This window comes from Vibrio galatheae, from assembly GCF_000967545.1.
GTDB lineage: Bacteria > Pseudomonadota > Gammaproteobacteria > Enterobacterales > Vibrionaceae > Vibrio > Vibrio galatheae.
The window spans coordinates 1-21837 of the sequence record NZ_JXXV01000027.1; the positions used below are offsets into that span (position 1 = coordinate 1).

General features: G+C 45.7%; 24 protein-coding genes and 1 pseudogene. 15 read left to right on the forward strand and 10 right to left on the reverse strand.

What is annotated here, in order from left to right; genetic code table 11:
- The first annotated feature begins 328 nt into the window (after nt 1-328).
- The 6 genes from TW81_RS15035 to rplI all read left to right on the forward strand — a co-directional run bounded on the left by TW81_RS15035 (nt 329) and on the right by rplI (nt 2694).
- Nucleotides 329-517, forward strand: a complete 189-nt coding sequence (locus TW81_RS15035) for a (2Fe-2S)-binding protein (protein WP_045956554.1) — start codon at nt 329-331, stop codon at nt 515-517.
- Nucleotides 518-590: 73 nt separating this feature from the next.
- Nucleotides 591-1067: a bacterioferritin gene (bfr, locus tag TW81_RS15040; RefSeq protein ID WP_045956555.1), complete on the forward strand. Its 477-nt coding sequence runs from the start codon at nt 591-593 to the stop codon at nt 1065-1067.
- 207 nt (nt 1068-1274) lie between these two features.
- The gene (rpsF, locus tag TW81_RS15045) at nt 1275-1655 is read left to right on the forward strand and encodes a 30S ribosomal protein S6 (protein ID WP_045956556.1); all 381 of its coding nucleotides are present in this window, start codon (nt 1275-1277) and stop codon (nt 1653-1655) included.
- 8 nt (nt 1656-1663) lie between these two features.
- A complete protein-coding gene (gene priB, locus TW81_RS15050; protein ID WP_045956557.1) occupies nt 1664-1966 on the forward strand; it encodes a primosomal replication protein N in 303 nt (100 codons plus the stop codon).
- A gap of 16 nt (nt 1967-1982) precedes the next feature.
- Nucleotides 1983-2210, forward strand: coding sequence for a 30S ribosomal protein S18 (gene rpsR / locus TW81_RS15055; RefSeq protein ID WP_000090472.1), 228 nt, complete (start codon nt 1983-1985; stop codon nt 2208-2210).
- A gap of 31 nt (nt 2211-2241) precedes the next feature.
- A complete protein-coding gene (gene rplI / locus TW81_RS15060) occupies nt 2242-2694 on the forward strand; it encodes a 50S ribosomal protein L9 (RefSeq protein ID WP_045956558.1) in 453 nt (150 codons plus the stop codon).
- An 84-nt stretch (nt 2695-2778) separates the two neighbouring features.
- Here the strand turns inward: rplI and TW81_RS15065 are convergent, their stop codons facing one another.
- Entirely contained in the window at nt 2779-3543 is a 765-nt protein-coding gene (locus tag TW81_RS15065) for a DUF481 domain-containing protein (protein ID WP_156980978.1), read from the reverse strand.
- Between the two features lie 173 nt (nt 3544-3716).
- Between TW81_RS15065 and TW81_RS15070 the strand changes: the two genes are divergently transcribed.
- The 3 genes and pseudogenes from TW81_RS15070 to TW81_RS19715 form a co-directional block, all read left to right on the forward strand.
- The gene (locus tag TW81_RS15070) at nt 3717-5129 is read left to right on the forward strand and encodes a replicative DNA helicase (protein WP_045956559.1); all 1413 of its coding nucleotides are present in this window, start codon (nt 3717-3719) and stop codon (nt 5127-5129) included.
- Between the two features lie 3 nt (nt 5130-5132).
- Nucleotides 5133-6218, forward strand: coding sequence for an alanine racemase (gene alr, locus TW81_RS15075; protein ID WP_204244006.1), 1086 nt, complete (start codon nt 5133-5135; stop codon nt 6216-6218).
- Nucleotides 6219-6288: 70 nt separating this feature from the next.
- Nucleotides 6289-6435: pseudogene (locus tag TW81_RS19715) on the forward strand (BamA/TamA family outer membrane protein); the annotation flags it as partial.
- Between the two features lie 33 nt (nt 6436-6468).
- Here the strand turns inward: TW81_RS19715 and TW81_RS15080 are convergent.
- Nucleotides 6469-6888 carry a secondary thiamine-phosphate synthase enzyme YjbQ gene (locus TW81_RS15080; protein ID WP_045956560.1) on the reverse strand — a complete coding sequence of 140 codons (420 nt, stop codon included), beginning with the start codon at nt 6886-6888 and terminating at the stop codon, nt 6469-6471.
- A 294-nt stretch (nt 6889-7182) separates the two neighbouring features.
- On the opposite strand from TW81_RS15080, the gene pgi reads away from it, so the two are divergent.
- Nucleotides 7183-8835: a glucose-6-phosphate isomerase gene (pgi, locus tag TW81_RS15085; protein WP_045956561.1), complete on the forward strand. Its 1653-nt coding sequence runs from the start codon at nt 7183-7185 to the stop codon at nt 8833-8835.
- A 72-nt stretch (nt 8836-8907) separates the two neighbouring features.
- On the opposite strand, the gene TW81_RS15090 is transcribed toward pgi, so the two are convergent.
- The 7 genes from TW81_RS15090 to TW81_RS15120 all read right to left on the reverse strand — a co-directional run bounded on the left by TW81_RS15090 (nt 8908) and on the right by TW81_RS15120 (nt 14316).
- Nucleotides 8908-9804: a TIGR03899 family protein gene (locus tag TW81_RS15090; RefSeq protein WP_045956562.1), complete on the reverse strand. Its 897-nt coding sequence runs from the start codon at nt 9802-9804 to the stop codon at nt 8908-8910.
- A gap of 298 nt (nt 9805-10102) precedes the next feature.
- Nucleotides 10103-10567 carry a DUF3299 domain-containing protein gene (locus TW81_RS15095; RefSeq protein ID WP_420835067.1) on the reverse strand — a complete coding sequence of 155 codons (465 nt, stop codon included), beginning with the start codon at nt 10565-10567 and terminating at the stop codon, nt 10103-10105.
- A gap of 36 nt (nt 10568-10603) precedes the next feature.
- Nucleotides 10604-11863, reverse strand: coding sequence for an ABC transporter permease (locus tag TW81_RS15100; protein WP_045956564.1), 1260 nt, complete (start codon nt 11861-11863; stop codon nt 10604-10606).
- Nucleotides 11860-12567, reverse strand: coding sequence for an ABC transporter ATP-binding protein (locus TW81_RS15105; RefSeq protein WP_045956565.1), 708 nt, complete (start codon nt 12565-12567; stop codon nt 11860-11862). Before TW81_RS15105 ends, TW81_RS15100 begins: the two co-directional genes overlap by 4 nt.
- 55 nt (nt 12568-12622) lie before the next feature.
- Nucleotides 12623-13321: a zinc uptake protein ZrgA gene (gene zrgA, locus TW81_RS15110; RefSeq protein WP_045956566.1), complete on the reverse strand. Its 699-nt coding sequence runs from the start codon at nt 13319-13321 to the stop codon at nt 12623-12625.
- An 81-nt stretch (nt 13322-13402) separates the two neighbouring features.
- Nucleotides 13403-13693, reverse strand: coding sequence for a DUF2607 family protein (locus TW81_RS15115; RefSeq protein ID WP_239424382.1), 291 nt, complete (start codon nt 13691-13693; stop codon nt 13403-13405).
- A gap of 71 nt (nt 13694-13764) precedes the next feature.
- Entirely contained in the window at nt 13765-14316 is a 552-nt protein-coding gene (locus tag TW81_RS15120; RefSeq protein WP_045956568.1) for a YtfJ family protein, read from the reverse strand.
- 208 nt (nt 14317-14524) lie between these two features.
- Here TW81_RS15120 and TW81_RS15125 point away from each other — a divergent pair, with 208 nt between their 5' ends.
- Complete coding sequence (locus TW81_RS15125) at nt 14525-14725, forward strand: DUF1107 family protein (protein ID WP_045956569.1); 201 nt, start codon at nt 14525-14527, stop codon at nt 14723-14725.
- 63 nt (nt 14726-14788) lie between these two features.
- Here the strand turns inward: TW81_RS15125 and msrA are convergent, their stop codons facing one another.
- The gene (msrA, locus tag TW81_RS15130) at nt 14789-15415 is read right to left on the reverse strand and encodes a peptide-methionine (S)-S-oxide reductase MsrA (RefSeq protein ID WP_045956570.1); all 627 of its coding nucleotides are present in this window, start codon (nt 15413-15415) and stop codon (nt 14789-14791) included.
- A 115-nt stretch (nt 15416-15530) separates the two neighbouring features.
- On the opposite strand from msrA, the gene tamA reads away from it, so the two are divergent.
- The 4 genes from tamA to TW81_RS15150 all read left to right on the forward strand — a co-directional run bounded on the left by tamA (nt 15531) and on the right by TW81_RS15150 (nt 21830).
- Complete coding sequence (gene tamA / locus TW81_RS15135) at nt 15531-17246, forward strand: autotransporter assembly complex protein TamA (RefSeq protein WP_045956571.1); 1716 nt, start codon at nt 15531-15533, stop codon at nt 17244-17246.
- A complete protein-coding gene (gene tamB / locus TW81_RS15140) occupies nt 17243-21007 on the forward strand; it encodes an autotransporter assembly complex protein TamB (protein WP_045956572.1) in 3765 nt (1254 codons plus the stop codon). Before tamA ends, tamB begins: the two co-directional genes overlap by 4 nt.
- 62 nt (nt 21008-21069) lie before the next feature.
- The gene (locus TW81_RS15145) at nt 21070-21417 is read left to right on the forward strand and encodes a gamma-glutamylcyclotransferase family protein (RefSeq protein WP_045956573.1); all 348 of its coding nucleotides are present in this window, start codon (nt 21070-21072) and stop codon (nt 21415-21417) included.
- A gap of 56 nt (nt 21418-21473) precedes the next feature.
- Complete coding sequence (locus tag TW81_RS15150; protein WP_045956574.1) at nt 21474-21830, forward strand: DUF2799 domain-containing protein; 357 nt, start codon at nt 21474-21476, stop codon at nt 21828-21830.
- The last annotated feature ends 7 nt before the right edge of the window (nt 21831-21837 follow it).

A 21837-nucleotide genomic window follows, 5' to 3' on the forward strand; every position in this document is an offset into this window, starting at 1 on the left:
TTGCTAAGATCTTCGACTAATATTTAGTTGATATCTTGCACCTTCTTCATTAGAAGAACATGCATCTGAAAAGGGAAGCTTCGGCTTCCCTTTTTGCATTTTGTTATAAGCATTACTTATCGTCTTGTTTCACTAATTTACTAATAGTAAAAGAGAAAGGCGCCTAGATATTTACGCCTATCTGGTCGTTATTCATAAGTGATTGATTCAGTCTGAATGAGTGAGTGGCGATATAACAAACAGTTCTTAAAAATGTACAAATGCAACTGGTAATGAGAGTTGTTCTTGTTTATATTGCTTTTGGTTTATTGTCGTTAGGTGGTCGAATATGTACGTGTGTCTTTGTCATGGAATTTCAGATAAGAAAATTAAGAAGTTAGCAATTGATGAAGGTATTACGGATATTCGTGGCCTTAAGCGATGCACTGCGTTAGGCAGCCAATGTGGCAAGTGTGTTAAGCAGGCAAAAGCTATCTTAGCGGAAACAGAACCTTTTCGACTAAAACAAGCCTGCTAACTCTGGCTTCGTCTTTTTTGACACTCTTCTATTTGCTTCTATGTTTAAAGAAGCCAAAGAGGAGGGCTTAATAATGAAAGGCGATCCAATCATCATTCAACATCTCAACAAAATACTGGGTAATGAGCTTGTTGCCATCAACCAGTACTTCCTTCACGCTCGAATGTACAAAGACTGGGGGCTAAAGCACCTCGCAGATAAAGAATACCATGAGTCGATTGATGAGATGAAACACGCCGATCATCTGATCGAGCGTATTCTATTTTTAGAAGGACTGCCGAATTTACAAGATCTCGGTAAATTGAGCATAGGTGAAGACACTAAAGAGATGCTCGAATGTGACCTAAAATTAGAAATGGCAGCCATTCCCGATCTCAAAGATGCGATAGCGTATGCTGAAGATATTCGTGACTATGTGTCGCGTGATCTATTTCAAGACATTCTGGAAGATGAAGAGGAACATGTCGATTGGCTTGAAACTCAACTCGGCCTGATTCAAATGTCAGGCATTGAGAACTATCTACAGGCTCAGTATGTTGATGAAGAATAAGCAATAATTTTTGTCATCCTTAACCCCATAGAATAACAGCTGCTATTAAAGTGGCTGTTTTTGTTTTAGCTCACATTTCTCTTGCTTCAACTGCTTTCTTTCTGTACTATTCGTGCTCCTTAAACTCAGTCAATTATCTTTAGTTCCTTGCTTCCTCTGGATGACTGAGCCATTTGTGGAAGCTGAATAATCCGTAAGGAGCAACCCATGCGTCATTACGAAATCGTATTCATGGTGCACCCAGATCAAAGCGAGCAAGTTGCTGGCATGATCGAGCGTTACACTGGTTCAATCACTGAAGCTGGCGGTAAAATCCACCGTCTAGAAGACTGGGGCCGTCGTCAACTGGCTTACCCAATCAACAAGCTTCACAAAGCTCACTACGTTCTAATGAACGTTGAAGCTGACCAAGCTGTAATCGATGAGCTAGAAACTGCTTTCCGTTTCAACGATGCAGTTCTACGTAACATGGTCATGCGTACTAAAGCGGCTATCACTGAGCAATCTATCATGCTTAAGCAGAAAGAAGAGCGTGCTCCTCGTCGCGAAGAGCGTGCTGAAGCTAAGCCAGAAGCAGCTGCTGAGTAATTTAACTTATGGCCAATCGGATGGAGCTTTCTGGCACTATTGCCAAACCGCCCGTTCGGAGTAAAAGCCCAAGTGGTATTGAACACTGTCGATTTTGGTTAGAGCATCGCTCGACTGTTATCGAAGCTGACCTACCGAGACAAGTTTATTGTCGTATGCCGGTTGTGGTTAGTGGGCAAAGGTCACAAGCATTCACTCAGAATTTAGTACAAGGTAGTAGCATTAAGGTAGGGGGCTTTGTCGCTTACCAAACTGGCCGAAATGGCGTAGGTAAATTAGTGCTGCATGCCGACAATATTACTCAAATTTAAGATCAGGAGATAGCCCATGGCTCGTTTCTTCCGTCGTCGTAAATTCTGCCGTTTCACTGCAGAAGGCGTACAAGAGATTGATTACAAAGACGTAGCAACTCTTAAAAACTACATCACTGAAGCTGGTAAAATCGTACCTAGCCGTATCACTGGTACAAGTGCTAAATACCAACGTCAACTAGCTCGCGCTATCAAGCGTTCACGCTACCTAGCTCTACTACCGTACACTGACAAGCATCAGTAATCGGTTCGTTTTTAAAAAGAGGAATTAAACAATGCAAGTTATTCTACTTGATAAAATCGGCAAACTAGGTGCTCTAGGTGAAACTGTAAACGTTAAATCTGGCTACGCTCGTAACTTCCTTATCCCTCAAGGTAAAGCAGTTATGGCAACTAAGTCTAACGTTGAAATGTTCGAAGCACGTCGTGCTGAACTAGAAGCTAAAGCTGCTGAGCAACTAGCTTCTGCTGAAGCTCGCGCTGAAAAAATCAACGCTCTAGAAGCAGTTGTTCTAGCGTCTAAAGCTGGTGACGAAGGTAAACTATTCGGTTCTATCGGCACTCGCGACATCGCTGATGCAATCACTGCAGCTGGCGTTGAAGTTGTTAAGAGCGAAGTTCGTCTTCCAGAAGGCGCACTACGTAACACTGGTGAGTTCGAGATTAGCGTTCAACTTCACTCTGAAGTTTTCGCAACTGTTACTCTACAAGTTGTTGCTGCTGAATAATTCAGTATCAAGACGTATTTTAAAAGCACCTTTCGAGGTGCTTTTTTTATGTCTGTTGAATAGCTAGAAAGAAAAGAGGCAGGTTTAGAAGGCAAACAGTAGATTAACTGAAAACATGCTGTCAGCTTTAAATAGGCCTTCCGGCACTTTATCGTGGTACTGACGCGAATAAGCAAGCTTAAGCGCGATATCTTCAGTAATATTGTTGGTTACGCTCAAGTCTGTATCTGTTCGTGTATTACTATACCCCGAAACAACGGTGATATCGGCGGAAATCGACAGGCTAGGTAGCGCCTGCCAAGTTGAATTTAAGTTGCCCCTAAATATCCCCTCTTGAACCGTTTCTGGAAAGATAATGTCGTCGTCATCAATTTCGTCCAAATTGGGCTCTTGGTAACGAAAACCGGGTCCAAATTCAAACTCGAGTACGAAGGTGTCAGTATTGGAGAATTGATAACCTAAACCACCAGATAGGGTGTAATCTTTAAAGTAGGCGCTATAACGTGAGTCGACACCTTTAAAGCTGCCATACAAATAGGTTTTAGGGCCTAGTTTGTAGTCACTTTGAGCGGTGTAAGTGGACTGACGTTTGTCTTCTTCGCCCTCTTTGTACAGAAGGTAGTATTTCCATTCGCCATTAGTTCGGTGGCGGCCTTTTACGTACTCGGCACTTAGGCGTGAATTGAGTGAACGTGAATCTGAATTTCCTGTGTGTGACTGGTAGCCGAACTCAATCTCGCTATCCCAAGGGGAAGATACATCAATATCCGTGTCAAATTGTTCATTGTCTTCGGCGTGAACGAGCATAGAGCTCATTAAACCAGCACTGATTAGCCAAATTTTAGACACTCACAACCTCTATATTGATGAAACGAATGGCGCAATAGTAGATTTAAACTCAAACAATACCGTCAGCGATAGGTTAATTCTACATTAGAACTCGACAAAGTATTGTATTAGTACAGACAACCGCTTCATTCTCGTTATAATTAGCGGTCTAGAGCAAGTTGTTGAGCAGAACCATGGCTGAAGCGAAAGTAGATTATCGAAATAAAAAGTTTAGTGACGCACAAGTTGATGCGATAAAAGTGCCACCACACTCGTTAGAAGCCGAGCAGTCAGTTATTGGCGGACTTCTGTTGGATAACGAACGCTGGGATACCGTCGCTGAACGTGTGGTTGCTAAAGATTTTTACAGCCGTCCGCACCGACTAATTTTCGAGGCGGTGAAATCTATTCTTGAAGACAATAAGCCGCTTGACCTTATTACCCTCTCAGAGTTTCTCGAATTACGCGAACAGCTAGACGATGTCGGCGGTTTTGCTTACCTTGCTGATTTAGTTAAGAACACGCCAAGTGCGGCTAACATCAACGCTTATGCCGAGATTGTGGCAGAGCGTGCATTGGTGCGCGACCTGATTGGCGTAGCAAATGACATCGCTGATGCGGGTTATGACCCTCAAGGTCGAAGTTCAGAAGACTTACTTGATTTGGCAGAGAGCAAAGTGTTTGCGATTGCTGAGTCACGTACCAATGAAAATGAAGGCCCGCAGAATGTCGACAACATCCTTGAGAAGACGCTAGAGCGAATCGAGCTGTTGTATAAAACGCCTCAGGATGGTGTAACGGGCGTCAATACTGGTTTTACCGATCTGAATAAGAAAACAGCAGGCCTGCAAGGTTCAGACTTGGTGATTGTTGCGGCGCGTCCATCTATGGGTAAAACCACGTTTGCGATGAACTTGTGTGAAAACGCGGCGATGGAGCAAGATAAACCCGTTTTAATCTTCTCGCTGGAGATGCCAGCAGAACAGATCATGATGCGTATGTTGGCATCGTTATCACGTGTTGACCAAACCAAGATTCGTACGGGTCAGCTTGATGACGAGGATTGGGCACGTATCTCTTCTACCATGGGGATTCTGATGGAGAAGAAGAATATGTATATCGATGACAGTTCAGGTCTTACACCTACAGAAGTGCGTTCACGTGCTCGTCGCATTGCTCGTGACCACGGTGGCCTGTCGATGATCATGGTCGACTACCTGCAATTGATGCGCGTCCCTTCATTGACCGAGAACCGTACTCTGGAAATCGCTGAAATTTCTCGTTCTCTCAAAGCATTGGCCAAAGAGCTCAATGTGCCCGTTGTCGCTCTGTCTCAGCTCAACCGCTCTCTAGAGCAACGTGCTGATAAGCGTCCGGTAAACTCGGATCTACGTGAATCTGGCTCTATCGAGCAGGATGCCGACTTAATCATGTTTATCTACCGTGATGAGGTGTATAACCCAGACAGCTCAATGAAAGGCACGGCTGAAATTATTATTGGTAAACAGCGTAACGGTCCAATCGGCTCGGTACGCTTAACTTTCCAAGGTCAGTGGTCACGTTTTGATAATTACGCAGGTCCTGCATTTGATATGGATGATGAATAACGCATGAGCTATATGAAGGCAGCGACGGCGTTTATTAATCTACAGGCGTTGGTGCACAATTTAGAGCAGATTAAGCAGCGAGCTCCGCATAGCAAAGTGATGGCAGTCGTTAAAGCTAATGGTTATGGCCATGGTTTGCGACATATTGCCAAAAATGCCAGTGGTGCCGATGCTTTTGGCGTCGCGCGCATTGAAGAGGCACTGCAACTTAGAGCTTGTGGTGTGGTAAAACCTATCCTTCTGCTGGAAGGCTTTTATTCTTCTAGCGACCTGCCTGTGTTAGTCACCAACAACATTCAGACGGCAGTCCATTGTGAAGAGCAGTTAACCGCGCTCGAACATGCCGAGCTAGAAACGCCAGTGGTGGTGTGGCTCAAAATCGATAGTGGCATGCATCGTCTCGGGGTACGACCTGAGCAGTACAGTGAATTTGTCACTAGACTAAAAGCTTGCGATAACGTCGCCAAACCACTGTGTTATATGAGCCACTTTGGCTGTGCTGACGAACTTGATAAGCCGACAACCAATGAACAGACTCAGCGCTTTATGAGTTTAACCGACGGCTGTGAAGGTGAGCGCTCTTTGGCTGCCTCGGCTGGCTTACTAGCATGGCCTGACAGTCAACTTGAGTGGGTACGCCCAGGCATTATTATGTATGGCGTCTCACCTTTTAATGATAAGACGGCACAGCAGATGGGTTACCAACCTGTGATGACACTTAAATCGCATTTAATTGCGGTACGAGATCTCAAAGCGGGAGAGAGTGTCGGTTACGGAGGCACTTGGACCAGCGAGCAAGATACCAAAGTCGGTGTAATTGCGATTGGCTATGGTGATGGTTACCCAAGAACCGCCCCCAATGGTACTCCAGTGCTGGTCAACGGGCGTAAAGTGCCGATTGCTGGCCGAGTATCTATGGATATGCTGACGGTTGATCTTGGTGCGAATGCGCAAGATAAAGTGGGTGACGAAGCCATTTTATGGGGTAAAGAACTGCCCTCAGAAGAGGTCGCTGAGCATATTGGAACCATCGCGTATGAACTGGTGACTAAACTGACATCACGCGTTGATATGGAATACTCTAAATAAATGAAACTCAGCCGTTTTCAAAAAGGGCTGGCCTTGTGTGCCAGCCTTTTTATTTCTTGTTGCCGACTAATATGACCTCAAAACATTGCATTTAGATATGCTGTGGAATATTGGCGGAGCCGTGTGATTTCAGGTTGAAGGAGTCGTGGTACGTGCTGAAATTGCTCGAGCAACGGATGAAGGCACCTTCCGAGTGATGGTTAACCTGCCGTTCTAAAATCGACACCAAGGAGTGCCACGCTCCTTGCGTCTACTCACCTTGTATTGTCGCCATGATTTGTCGACTAGTCGCGTAGTCTCGATGCTCACCTAGATAAATACCTTGCCATGTGCCCAGCGCCAAGCGGCCGTTCTTAATGGGAACCATCACGCTACAACCTAAAATCGACGCTTTAATATGTGCGGGCATATCATCATCGCCCTCATAGGTGTGTTGATAGTAGGAAGCTCGCTCTGGAACAAATTGGTTAAAGTGCTTTTCCATATCATGCCTGACGGTTGGATCGGCATTCTCATTAATGGTTAAACTGGCTGAAGTATGCTGAATAAAGAGTTGTAAGAAACCGACAGAATAATTCGAAATTTGTGGTAATTGTTGTTCAATTTCATCGGTAATGAGGTGGAAGCCACGCTTTTTGGCGCTGACCTGAATGGTTTTTTGTAGCCACATAAAGAGACCTACCTACAATTTGGACTTGTGTTGCCGTTAAGCTTGCTCTAGGTTAATGATACAATTCTAACTGCTCATATGACGTTTGTTTAGTTTTGAAGTAGGGAACGTGACCTAACTCAATGTGAGTGAGATTTCCCTACGTCATAATGATGCTGAAAAAAAATTACAAAGCCTTGTTATGTGGCAATTTGCCCTAACATGCCTAATATTATTAATTTGCTAATCGGGGATTCCACCAGTTTTCGCTAGGCTGAATGGAATAGAACCTACTGTAACATCGGGATAGTTACCATGTTGAAAAATATCAATCCAACGCAAACTCAAGCTTGGAACGCGCTAACGGCACACTTCGAATCTGCTCAAGACATGAATCTGAAAGACCTGTTTGCACAAGATGCAGCACGTTTTGATAAATTCTCTACGCGTTTCGGCAGCGATATTCTTGTTGATTACTCTAAAAACTTAATCAACGAAGAGACCATGAAGCATCTGTTCGCCTTAGCAAACGAAACTGAGCTTAAATCAGCGATCGAAGCGATGTTCAGTGGTGAAGCGATCAACCAAACTGAAGGTCGTGCAGTACTACACACGGCACTGCGTAACCGTAGCAACAAAGCTGTGATGGTGGGTGGTGAAGACGTAATGCCAGCGGTTAACGCTGTGCTAGAGAAAATTAAGTCATTCACTGAGCGTGTTATTGGCGGCGAGTGGAAAGGTTACACTGGTAAAGCGATTACGGATGTTGTGAACATTGGTATCGGTGGTTCTGACCTTGGCCCTTACATGGTAACGGAAGCCTTAGCACCGTATACAAACCATCTCAATCTGCACTTTGTTTCTAACGTTGATGGTACGCACATCGTTGAGACATTGAAGAAAGTAAACCCAGAGACAACGCTATTCCTTGTTGCGTCTAAGACGTTTACTACTCAAGAAACCATGACTAACGCACATAGTGCACGTGATTGGTTCCTTGAAACCGCAGCAGACGAAGCGCACGTTGCTAAGCATTTCGCGGCACTTTCGACCAATGCACAAGCGGTGTCTGAATTTGGTATTGATACAGACAACATGTTCGAATTTTGGGACTGGGTCGGTGGTCGTTATTCACTATGGTCTGCGATTGGTCTATCGATTGCTCTTGCTGTTGGCTTTGACAACTTTGTTGAGCTACTCGATGGCGCACATGAGATGGACAAGCACTTTGCGTCGACAGAATTAGAAAGCAACATCCCAGTGATTCTTGCTCTTGTTGGTTTGTGGTACAACAACTTCTACGGTGCGGAATCTGAAGCAATTCTGCCATACGATCAGTACATGCACCGATTTGCTGCTTACTTCCAGCAAGGTAACATGGAATCAAACGGTAAGTATGTCGACCGTGACGGCAACCCAGTGACCTACCAAACAGGTCCAATTATTTGGGGTGAACCAGGCACTAACGGTCAGCACGCGTTCTACCAGCTAATTCACCAAGGGACTAAGCTGATCCCATGTGACTTCATTGCACCAGCAATCAGCCACAACCCGGCAGGTGACCACCACCAGAAACTGATGTCTAACTTCTTTGCTCAAACAGAAGCGCTGGCATTTGGTAAAACGGAAGAAACAGTAAAGGCTGAACTTGTTCAAGCAGGTAAGAGTGCTGAAGAAGTTGCGGCGATTGCTCCGTTTAAAGTGTTTGAAGGTAACCGCCCAACTAACTCAATCCTGGTTAAGCAAATCACACCACGCACCCTAGGTAACCTGATTGCGATGTACGAGCATAAGATCTTCGTTCAAGGTGTAATTTGGAATATCTTCAGCTTTGACCAATGGGGTGTGGAGCTAGGTAAGCAACTAGCAAACCAAATCCTACCAGAGCTTGCAGATGAGTCTGCAATCAGCTCACACGATAGTTCGACCAATGGCCTGATCAACGCCTTTAAAGCGTTCAAAGCTTAATGAGCTTAGCCATTGCTAAATAAGCAACGCCAACCTCGAGGTTGGCGTTTTTTTGGGGGTTACTTCATTGCACTAAACGGTTGTATCGACACTCGGTTGAGCGTCAGTGCTCGCAGTAAACTTCTGGCTTAATAGAGCGACCATTTGGTCGTAGTATTGCATGTTGGGTTTATTACCAAGCAGTTTACACAACTCATTGCCCGTTGGGCTAAAACGGTAGTAGAGTAGCCGCACGCCTCGGCTATGCGCTTGCAACGAAAGGTGCTTGCCTTGGTAGATGAGAGGCAGTGGCGAGTCTAGGCCGATTTCGCCAGATTCCAGCTCGGTACCATGCATTAATCCAAGCTCAAACAGCACCAGCAGACTAGAATAAGGGAGTTGGAAGTTACCGACGTTAATGTTGCTAGCCGTTGTACGTTTACCAAAGCTAAATATCCCACCTTGGGCTCGATATCCGACTAACAACTTGCGGCTATTGTCACCGCCAAAACTGCATGCGAGTGACGCTGCGCGCTGAAGGATCTGCGCCTCTTTGGGCGTCATATCTTGCAAGACTTTCAGCGCTTTCATTGATGTCGAACCAGGGTTGGTTACTTCTCGTTTAAGTACCTGTGCCCACAAGCGTTGCATCGAATGATTGTGGACCTCTTGGGCCATATCAAAAAAGCGATACAACCAGTCTTGGTCGGGGTCACCCGCCGTTTCGTCTTTGCAGGATATATGCGCGAGCTTAAGGATTTGTTCAAGGTTTTTTTGTCGCAGTTCCTTACGTTTGCGATCACGTAACAACGCACGTTCAAGAATGCTTTTTTCGGGCTTATCGGTTTGAAGTAGCGCATCTAAGCCATAAGTTTGAGCAATGCTGAGTACGCGACTTGAACTGTCTTTGATATAGCTTGATTTCTTTTCTTGCCGGCCGGCTTGTTCGGCTTGGTGTTCAATAATCACCGGTTTGCTCGTCTCAGACATGCTATTTCCTTAGCCATCATAAGCTTAACATTAGGTATAACTGTACCTCGGAACGCTATAGCCTGCCAGAAAAAGACTGTGAGCCAGTTGGTAAAATATCGCTATCATAAATGATAACAAGTTGTTAAAATTGTTATCGTTAGTTTTGAGGGGCTTATGAAGTATTTCAATGAGAATAAACTGAAAAAGCACCTGTCAATTGCTCTAGTGTTACTGGTTTACCTAGGTGTACTCAGCTATCTTTCTAGCTATCTGTCCTAATTTAGGCAATTAACAGGCCGCTTATATTTTTTAACAATTACATGTCATCGTACTCGGCGATCTCTGTCCCTTGTATGACATATCCTGTTTCTGCCAACTCATGGCTCATGCTCTCGGTCTTTAAGGTACCAATCACATAGACTACATCCCAAAGCTCCTGCACTGGTGCGCCTTTCGGAAATTTGACATAGATGATTTGATTCGGCGGCGGTGGTGGCACATGGATACAGGCGCCGAAATAGGGAACTAGGAGAAACTCAGTCACGATATTAGCGTCCCCTTCTAGCGGAATGACAAATCCAGGGATCTTAACTTTACTGCCATTTAGCTCCTGTCTTACGCTGCCGATCTTAGATTGTTCCATCGTGTTACCAGAGTGATCAATGGCGGGCATGCCAGTTGAGTCAAACTGATTGCGTTCGCTTTCCGGTATCAAATCTATCCACTCTAAGGTGAGTGTATCGTCTGCTTTTACGCTATAACTCGCCAAGCCTAACGTCATTACAGCGATTAAGATCGTTACTATTTTTTTCATAATTTAAACTCTAATTGTCATACCGTCGCTGAGCGATTGTCGATAAGCTCTAAATGCGGGAATCAGACCGATAATAGTACCTGCCAGCTGCACCGCCGCCAACAGTGTCCATTCATATTGAGATAATGCGCTCATCTGCAAGTTGATACCATAGCTTTGCTGGATTATTGGTCCAGCAACGGTAAGTAGGGTATAAAGACCGAGAGTGCCCACTAGTAAGCCAACAAAGGTCAGTGCACTCGCTTCTAAAATCAATAGTCTAAATACATGCCTTGGCCTTGCTCCCATTGCGCGAAGAATCGCCATTTCTCGTCGACGCTCTTGCAAACTGGTCAAGAGGCTCGACAGCATACCTAACAAGCCAGCAAAAACGACAAACACCGAGACTGCCATCAAGGCTTGCTCGGCGACAGACATCATGCCCCAAAGTTCATGTAAGGCGACGCCGGGCAATATGGCGCTCAACGGCTCTTGTGGGTAGTTATTGATTTGGCGTTGGAGAGCAAAGGTTTGGATCTTCGATTTTAGTCCAAGCAACATTGCTGTGATTTGCTTAGGCTGAAAGTTCATTGCTTGTAGTTGCTCGGCTGAAGGGTTGTTGCCCAGATTGGCCCCCGACTCCCAGCCAACATGAATTGCTTCAATCGCTTCTAGTGAGACGTGCACCGTTTTGTCAACCGGTGTGCCTGTTGGTGCAAGAATACCAACCACTTTAAACGGTGTATTATCATGACGACTAAACCCAACATCACTAATGCCATGAGCAATCACCATTTCACTGCCAATAGTGTAATTGAGTGATCGTGCGACATCAGCACCAATAACGGCTTCAAATAAGCGATCAAAGGGTTTACCTTGCTGAAATGCGAGCGGTTGCTTGCGGCCATAACGATAGTGTTCAAAGTAACTATGATTGGTTCCCATCACACGAAACCCTTTGTGGGAATCGCCAAGCGAGATAGGAATTGCCCACTCTACAGCGCGATGTTGGCTAAATTCCTGATAGCTTCGCCAATCGATGTTATTGGTCGCATTACCGATACGAAATACAGAATAGAGCAATAAGTTTACTTGACCAGAGCGTCCACCAACAATCAAATCAGTACCTGAGATTGTATTGGCGAAGCTCTCTTTGGCTTGGGTTCTGATACGTTCCACGCCAAGCAGTAAAATAACGGAAATGGCTACGGTTAAAATAGTAAGCAGGGCTGTAACTTTTCGATTACGGACGCTTTTCCACGCCAAAGTTAGTGTCGGTGTCATTGCTTCGCTCCTGCTTGATTCAATTGCTCTAAATTGATCGTTCTATCGAACAACGCTTCTAAAGTCGGATCGTGGCTGACAAACAGTAGGGTCGACCCCGCTTGATTGACTTGATCAAGCAGCAGTTCAATAAAGGCAGTACGATTGTCGTAATCCAGTGAAGAGGTTGGTTCATCGGCGATAACCACTTTGGGTTTGCCCATTAGTGCGCGAGCGGCAGCGACACGTTGCTGTTGACCAATACTTAATTCAGCGACAGGTTTATCGAGCAAATCAACAGGCAAATGTAACCTTTCCAAGAGCTGTTTGGCATACGAGGCCAAATCCCCAGAGACTTGCTGGCGGCGTAAATTTGAAAATTGGCAAGGCAACATGACATTTTCAACCACGCTTAAATAGGGCAATAAATTAAATTGCTGAAAGATATAGCCAATATTACTAGCGCGGAACTTGTCCCGTTTACTCCCCGACATCTCGGTCAAATTGTTGCCCAGAACCTTAACAGAACCTGAGGACGCCGTGTTAATGCCAGTGAGTAGCCCGAGTAGGGTAGATTTTCCACAGCCGCTAGGACCTTTGATAAAGAGATGCTCACCAGATTGAATAGTGAGGGACGGAATGTCGAGTGTCGCAGTGGTATTGCCCGGCCAAGTAAACACCACTTGATCGAGTTCCACTACGGAGTGAGGAGAAGGTTTATCCATTATTTTTCCAGTGTTGCGAGTAAAGCGGTTTGGAATAGCCAAACCGCTTTAGACGTTAAAGAGAAATCTTAGTGTCGCCTTTAGCAAGCTCAAGCGCTGCTTGTTTACTGTCTGTCAACACATTGACCTTCAATGACTCTGTGGTTGGGAACAGAGCAAACCATTGAGTCTCGATACTGTTTAGAGCGCTAATATCACTACAGTCGTAGTGGTATTCAACACTAAATTGACCATGGCTATCATGATCATCATGGTCGTGACCTTCGTGACCTTCGTGACCTTCGTGACCTTCGTGACCTTCGTGACCTTCGTGTTCATCATGATTATGTTCATTTTCATGCTTGTGGTTGTCATGCGCATGATCATCATGCTGGTCGTGGTCGTGGTCGTGGTCGTGGTCGTGGTCGTGGTCGTCTTCATCTTCATGGCCACCCAAAGTATGACTCACAGATTGGTGTTCGACCTTACAGCCCGCAGCCTTTGCTAAGGTGAAAACATTTTCAGCGCGCTCAAGTTTTGCGATAGCTTGTTCTAGCAGGCGCTGCTGCTGTTCTGAATTTGGTTGATGCTCAAACCCAACCACGTCCACGCCTGGAGCGGTAATTTCCATTAATAGCTCATTACCATCTTGAGCGATGTTGATCTCTACCTCGCCGTGAACGTGAGCGTCATGTTGGCGGTAACCTTGTTCTGCATGAGCGAAAGTGCTGACAGCCAGTGTGATTCCTAAAGCGATTGGCGTGATATTTTTCATATTAAATCCTGATATTTTCATTGAGTAATGCAAGGTATCCAGCAGATATGGATACTATTATTGGGTGTATAATTGATGAAATCAGGATAGTGGCGGCGAGCGAGGAAGGTAGGCGAAGCTCACCACTTCACTGTAGTGATAGTCCGCAAGTGCATAGAACTGGTCGTTGGGCTCAGGAAGCCTGACAACTGGTAACGCTGGAGTGAGTCCATGCGCGCCACTCGCAAAAAGCTGACAGTGGTGATCGCTATGATGATTGAATGAAAGGTCGTACTGATGGTCTATAAACGCGAAATTTAGCCACAGCACAAGAGCAATTGCGAACAAGGCAAGCGCAGTCTGGTGGTATGGTGTTAGGCGAGTTTGAGGCACAGTAACAAGCATTCAATAAAAATGGAGTTGTTATAATATAACAACTCCATCTCAAAGAAGAAACTAAAGGATTAGAGGTTTTCTGTTACTAACGTCAGCACCTGCTGAATTTCACTTTCATCCAGAGAACCTTCCTTAACAAATAGTACTTTGCCTTGTTTGTCTTGGACAATAATCGCAGAGGACTCTTCAGCGAGCTGCCAAGCGTCTGCGACGGCACCGTCTTTATCTAATACCATCGAAGACCATGGGAACTCAATCTTGCTATCGATAGCCGATGATTTTACAAATGAGCCAGTTCCCCAAATTGCATCGTCTTGGTTGATTATCGATGTCGTTTGGTAACTTTGCTCGGGAAATTTGGCTGCCGTGATGGCTGCCATCAGTGGGGCATTCATCGCTTTTGAGCTGCTACGTCCGGCGATGGCTTGAATCACTCGTACTTTGCCAAGCAAGTTTTGTGTCGACCAAGCTTGGAAGGTGGCGTCCTCTCCGTTGAGAACAATTTCACCATGTTTGCTTACCATCGCGTCGGGTACGGTTTGACCTACAGAGATGTTGTGAGCAAAAGCAGCAATGGGAGAGCATGCGATTGCTAGGGCGAGAAGGGTTTTATTTTTCATTATGTTATTTCCTTTTAAAAGTGCGGAAAAAGTATATACCCAAATTTATAGCGCGGTAAAAAAAACTCATCAAGCACACTGGTCTGACATCACGTTGTTAACAAAATGCTACACATTAAATACGCATCCGGTATAATACATGTCAGCCCTAAGGATTGGAGCTAAGCAATCGGTTCGAATTGCATCACATAAGGATATTGGAGTTGTTATGCTGCGTGAATTCACTATTTATCGCCCTCAACAAATTGCACGATTTGTTAAAACTTTGTTTAAAGGGCAATTTGTAATATCAGGAGTGGGTAAGTTCACTTTTGATAATGGCAAAGTTTTGCTACCGGACGTAAAAGATCCTCAGAAGCTATCGACTTACAAAGAGATCAATCAGGCGATTGCGCTGCTGTCGGTCTAATCAAGTTATCACTACCCATTAATGTAAAAGTCGCCCAAGTAGGCGACTTTTTCGTTGCAGCACTTATTGGGGCGGGAAGCACACTCCAGTACCACCCAGACCACAATAGCCTTCGGGGTTCTTAGCCAGATATTGCTGATGGTAATCTTCGGCGTAATAGTATCGGCCTGCGGGTAGGATTTCAGTTGTGATCGCGCCTTTCTCGGTACCAAGTAGCGCTTGATAGCTATTTTTTGATTTGAGTGCCGTTTGGTATTGTTCATCACTGTAGACGTATATTGCTGAGCGATATTGGGTACCTCGATCGTTGCCTTGCTGCATGCCTTGAGTCGGATCGTGTCTTTCCCAGAAGGCTTGCAGTAGTTGCGTGAGACTGATTACCTTAGGATCGAAGACGACACGAACCGCTTCGGTGTGACCAGTTTGTCCGGTGCAGACTTCTTCGTAAGTTGGGTTCGGGGTAAAGCCTCCCGCGTAACCAACAGAGGTACTGACGACGCCTTCAAGTTGCCAAAAAAGACGTTCAGCTCCCCAAAAACAACCCATTCCGAGCAAAATTTTCTCGCAACCTTCTTCAGGTTCCGCAGTCAAACTGGAGTGGTTAACGAAATGAGTGTCCTCAAGAGGAAACGGTGTCTCACGACCAGGGAGTGCTTGCTGGGCTGTGATCATGGTTTGTTTGTCGAGCATCGTGATTTCCTTGCTAGCGTTTTTTATATAGACCGCCTAATTCCCTGTTTTTATACAGACTTATTATTTAACTGGCGGTATTATTCTCTTATATGATGTAGACAGATAATTAAGCATGATCCGCAGGCCTTTACCAGTTCTAATCTCGCTTCTTTTGTACTCTTCGCCGCTATTGGCGCAAGAAGTCGATCTTAAAATTCAAGGGATTGATGGGGCACTGTTGGATAATGTTAAGGCGTATCTATCTGCGATACCTGAGAAAGATTACGAAGTAAGTTTACGTTTTAAGGGGCGTCTTGAGAATAACTTTAACGATGCCTTGAACGCACTTGGTTACTATCACCCTAAGTATGACTTTGTGGTATCGGACGATGAGAAACAGGTGACTGTCAATATTGATCCTGGCCCCGTCGTCATCATCAAGTTGCTAGATATACAGATCAGCGGTGAAGCGAGCCAAGATCCCGAGTTTAAAGCGTTAGTCGACAAGAGTGGCTTGGTCGAGGGCACTGCGCTCAATCACAGCCAGTATGACTCGTTAAAAAGTGCTATCCGTAATCTTGCTCTGCAGCGAGGCTATTTTGAGGGCGACTATCAACAGAGTCGTCTCGAGGTCGCACCACAGCTCAACCAAGCCTTTATTCGCCTTCATTTTGATAGTGGTATTCGCTACCATTTTGGTGAGAACACTATCTCAGGTAGTCAGATCACAGAAGAAAAAGTCTCCTCGCTATCACCTTATCAGCAAGGGGAGCCTTATCAAGTCACGCTAGTTGGGGAGTACAACCAAAATCTTTCCAATACAGACTGGTTCTCATCGGTATTTGTTGAGCCAGATCTCAGTGTGTTAGGTGAAGAGCGTGAGCTACCAATGAAGGTCTCTTTAGCGCCGCAAGCTAGGAATAAAATAGAGACAGGTGCCGGGTACTCGACAGACTTAGGTGTCAAAGGTTCGCTTAAGTGGAAGAAGCCTTGGGTAAACAGTCGTGGACACAGTTTTGACAGCAGCTTTTCACTCTCGGCACCTGAACAGACAATCACAGCGGGCTATCGTATTCCGCTCGAGGATGCCTTGAATGAATACTATCGCATCCAATATGGAATGAAGAAACAAGATAGCCGCGATACAAAAAGCATTGAATCCAATTTGGCCGTTGAGAGACATTGGCTACTGGATAATGGCTGGCACCGTACTGTCTATGTTCGACACCTGTTAGAGAACTATACTCAAGGTTTACAAGATGATAACGCCCAGTTTGTATTACCCGGGATTACTTTCTCACGCAGTCGTATTCGGGGTGGCGCGATGCCCACTTGGGGAGATAGGCAAAGCCTGACTTTGGAATACGGCGATCCCAATGTACTTTCCGAAACAAGGGTTACGCGTGTCATTGGTGGGATGACTTGGATTCGTAGTTTAGGGACCAATCATCGCGGAATTTTTCGCATTGATGGCGCCGCGAACTTTGCAGATGAGTTCGACAAGCTTTCGCCGTCGCTGCGTTTTTTTGCTGGTGGTGATAATAACTTACGTGGCTACAGTTACGAGTCGATTTCTCCGCGAGATGAAAGTGGCGCGTTAACGGGTGCAAAATACATGGCAACGAGCTCACTGGAATATCAATATCGCGTCTATGGCGATTGGTGGGGGGCAATGTTCTACGATGTTGGCGATGCCTTTAATGAATCGCCAGATATTAAACGCGGTACTGGGGTCGGTGTGCGTTGGGCATCCCCTGTCGGGCCGGTTAGGCTGGATTTTGCTTGGGGGCTTGATGCCAATAAAGGCGACGAATTCAAGATACATTTCACTCTGGGACCTGAGCTATGATACGTATTGTTATCAAATGGTCGAAATGGCTTTCCTACTCTTTTCTGCTGCTGTTGCTGAGCGTATTTATTGCCGTAGGTGTGTTGTTATTCACCCAGCCGGGTTTAAATCTCGCTTTGTGGGCCTCTGAAAAGTTTGTGCCTCAGCTTAAAGTGGAATCTGGGCAAGGTGCGATTTTTCCGCGCTTTACTCTTAACAATGTCGCCTATCAAGACGAAACATTGCAGTTAGATACCCAGCTCAAGTCGATAACCTTAGCGGTCAATGCAGCCTGTTTTACTGAGCCAAGCGTATGTGTGGATGAATTGGCAATCGATGGGGTATCGCTATCAATGCCGCAACTGCCAGAAAGCCCGGATGAGTCCGAGCCGACGGAGTCATCGAGTAGCGGTAAAGTTACTTCGCCTATCCCAATTGAGTTAAGTCGCTTAGCCTTAACGGATATCAATCTGGATATATTGGGCCATCAGATCTCATGGGACTCATTTACCAGCGGCGCTTCATTGCAAGGCAACCGTCTACGTGTTAACAAAACGAGATTGGTGACACTTTGGGTTAAGTTGGCTGACAGTGCGTCCTCGCCTGCTGAACCAGAACCCGAGCAAACTCAGACAAATAAAGCAAAAGAGATAGTATTACCCGCTATTCAACTGCCGCTGCAAATTGAGCTGGTGCGCCTTGATATCAACGATTTCAAGCTTGAACAGGCAACGCCGATCATCGTCAATCATCTTGGTTTAGCGGCAAACGCCAAAGGTTACAAAGTTGATGTTAAAACGCTTGAACTCGATATGCCTCAAGTGGTTGCTCAGCTTCACACCGCCGTTGAGCTGAGAGGGGAATACCCACTTGCTCTGGCTCTCGATGCAACTGTTAAAGAAGAGATAGCTGCTGGACAGAAATTATCACTGCAAGCGCAAGGCAGTGTCGCCGATCTCGCCTTGTCGGCGCAGTTTTCGGGATTAGCGAAAGGGGACCTTGTCGCAAAGCTTGCTCCACTCAAGCCTGAACTGCCTTTTGATATTCAGCTGACTAAGGCTGATGTTCAGTGGCCACTTATTGGCGAAGGCGATTACTCAGCAGCGATAGAAAGGTTCACAGCACAAGGTTCACTAGAGGGATATCGCCTTGACTTGATGGCTGACCTCAAGGGTAAGCAGTTGCCCGATGTTGCTTTGGCGGTTGAAGGTAAGGGGGATTTGTCTCAAATAGAGCTGAGCAAGGCTGATATTGCGACTCTTGGCGGTACGATTTCTGGCGACCTGATGGCTAACTGGCAATCTCCAATCAATTGGGCGGCGAATCTAACACTGCAACATATTCAACCCGGACTGCAATGGTCTGAGACTGAAGGTGATATTAGTGGCGCATTTTCCACCACTGGTCGTCTGACACAGCAAGGTGGCTGGCAAGTGGATGTCCCTCAGCTAAATATTGATGGTGTGCTACGCGGTTATCCGCTCAATATTGCGGGCAGCCTCACTGCTGCGGATGTCACGGGTAACAACGAATTAAGAGTCCAAACCCCACAATTAGTTTTGGCTCATGGCCCGAACAGCATTAAGGCTCAAGGCGAGCTCAATAAAAAATGGCGCATGGATCTTGCGATTAACTTCCCTGATTTGATCAAAACAGTGCCAGAGTTAAAAGGGCGGGTTGTTGGTGATGTTTCTTTACGTGGTGATTTTCAACAGCCCCAAGTTGGGGTGAATCTTGTTGCCAACAGCATTGATTGGCGCAAGCAAGCCCAAGTGAAGCAGATCTCTTTGACTGGTGATGTCACACCATTGCCAGCGCCAGGCGGTACGCTTAGTGTTAAGGTCAATAAAGCCCAATACCAAGACTACCTAGTTGACCGTGCCCAGTTGGACTTTTCAGGTTCGGAGCAGCAGCACCGACTGACTTTAGATGTTAACTCAAACATTGCCTCGACAAGTTTAGCGCTGAGTGGGGCATTAACACAAAAACCTCAACTGCAATGGCAGGGCAAGCTTGAGCGAATGTTACTTTCTTCGCAGCAAGGTGAATGGCGTTTAAACAAGCCAACAGCGTTAGGTTTTGAGCAGGCGACACAGCAAATTTCGGTGGCTTCTCACTGTTGGTTGCAGGCAAATTCCTCTCTGTGTTTAGAAAAGAGCATCAAAGTAGGCAAAAGTGGCGAGGCCACGGTCACCTTGGATCAATTCGACTTTGAACAGATAAAGGCTTTTTTACCCAAGGAGACTCAACTTGTTGGTCAAGTCGGTGCTAAGGTTTGGGCCAAATGGGGTCAAGATATTGCGCCACATTTGACTGCTAATGTGGTGTTGCCAAAAGGCCAAGTCACGCAGCAACTTGAACAACCACTAAAGATTGGTTGGGAAGGGGTGACTGTCAATGCTGAGCTGGCTGACAATAAACTGCATGCTGACTGGCTACTTGATGTTACTGATAATGGGGATGTATCAGGAAATGCAACGATTCCCGATGTACTTAGCGAAGACAAGAAAATAGATGGTCGCTTGAAATTGTCCACGTTTAATCTCGACTTTCTAGCCCCTTTGTTTGGCGAGTTTAGCCGCCTTGAATCCAATATTAGCAGTGACCTTACAATTAATGGGCCAGTATTGCAGCCTAAAGTGAACGGCAGCTTTGTTGTCGATGACATTGTGGTTGAAGGTGAGATTTCACCAGTAGAGGTAGATTCTGGTCGTATCGCGATTAATTTTTCAGGTTACGAAGCGACGTTAGCATCTGTACTGCAAACTCCCGATGGCAAACTGGAGGTATCAGGTGATGCAGATTGGCACAACTTAAAAGATTGGAACGCTAAACTACGTGTATTTGCAGAGGAATTGCTGGTTAACATACCACCTATGGTGAAGCTAAAGGTTCAACCCGATATGACTATCGCTGCCTCGCCCAGCTTGGCGACGATTGATGGTACTATCGACTTGCCTTGGGGGCGTATCGTTGTCGAAGAGCTACCACCAAGTGCGGTCGGTGTGTCAAAAGATCAGGTTATCCTTGATGAGCAACTCCAACCAGTTGATAAAGAGAGTTCCGTGCCATTTACCGTCCAATCCAATATTAATATCAAAATTGGTGATGACTTTAAGCTCTCTGCTTTTGGTTTAGAGGGGGGATTAGTCGGTAACCTCAATGTTGCACAGAAAGATAAAGGCCCATTTGTCACGGGTGAAGTTAACATTACTGATGGCTCGTACCGCTCATTTGGCCAAGACTTGTTGATTGAAGAAGGTAAGGTGCTGATGAATGGTCCAGTCGATCAACCTTATCTGCAGATCACAGCGATTCGTAATCCGGACAATACGCAAGATGATGTTACGGCGGGGGTTAAAGTGACAGGGCCTGTAAGCGAACCAACTGTGGCGATTTTCTCCGACCCTGCGATGGCGCAGGCGAATGCGCTTTCTTACTTACTGCGAGGTCAAGACATTGATGGCGAAGCGGGTGGCAGTGCAATGACAACGACCTTAATTGGCCTTAGTCTCGCGAAAAGTGGTCGAGTGGTGGGAGAGATTGGCCAAGCATTTGGTGTGCAAGATCTACAACTGGATACCGCAGGCTCGGGTGATGATTCTCAGGTGACAGTAAGCGGCTATATTTTACCCGGGTTACAAGTCAAGTACGGAGTCGGTATATTTGACTCGGTTGGCGAGTTCACGGTGCGCTATCGCCTAATGCAAGACCTCTACTTAGAGGCCGTGTCTGGGGTAGATAGTGCTGTTGATTTGCTTTATCAATTTGAATTCGATTAAGCGTTGGCTTCTGCGCTAAACGATCAATGCAATAAACCTACACATCGAAAGGAGTCGATGCGATGCAGCAATTAGTTTTTGTCTACGGGACGCTTCGCTACGGTCAGGTGAACCATTATTTACTCGAACAATCGCAGTGGCTTGGTAACCATGCTACCCCGCCTATTTATGCTCTTTATGATCTTGGCGCTTATCCAGCCGTAATAGAAGGACACAGCGTTATTTATGGTGAAGTCTATCAAGTCGATGAGCATACGTTGCAGCAACTTGATTTATTGGAAGATGTTCCCGTAACTTATCGCAGAGAGCAGGTTGAAACACCATTTGGACCCGCTTGGATGTATGTATATCAACAGAGCAACCAACTTGATGTGTTGATATCTTCAGGCGATTGGTGTCAAAAGGTGTAATACTTAGAGGGTACGCTTTGCTCGAGCAATAGAGTGAAGTGACTAAGGAGAAAGCGATGAAAACTAAACTGGCACTAATGAGTTTGTTGTTAGCTGGGTGCACATCGATGCCACCTCCTACGAGTAGTGTCGAAGGTGACTGGTTAGATTATGGAAAGCTGCGCGCAGAGCAAGGCTTGTTAAAACAATCTGAGCAGAAGTTAACGAAACTCGATGATGATGGTGTGTTGAATTCACAACTTTACCTTGCATACTCAAATGGTTATGAGCAGGGGCGCGCAACCTATTGCTCACAAAACGCTTACATGCTTGGTGTGACAGGTAAGCCGTATTTAGGCATATGTGATAGGTTGGATCCATTCTTTCAGCAAGATTACAACTCTGGCAGAAGCTCCACCGCAGGGTCTATATAATAAAAGA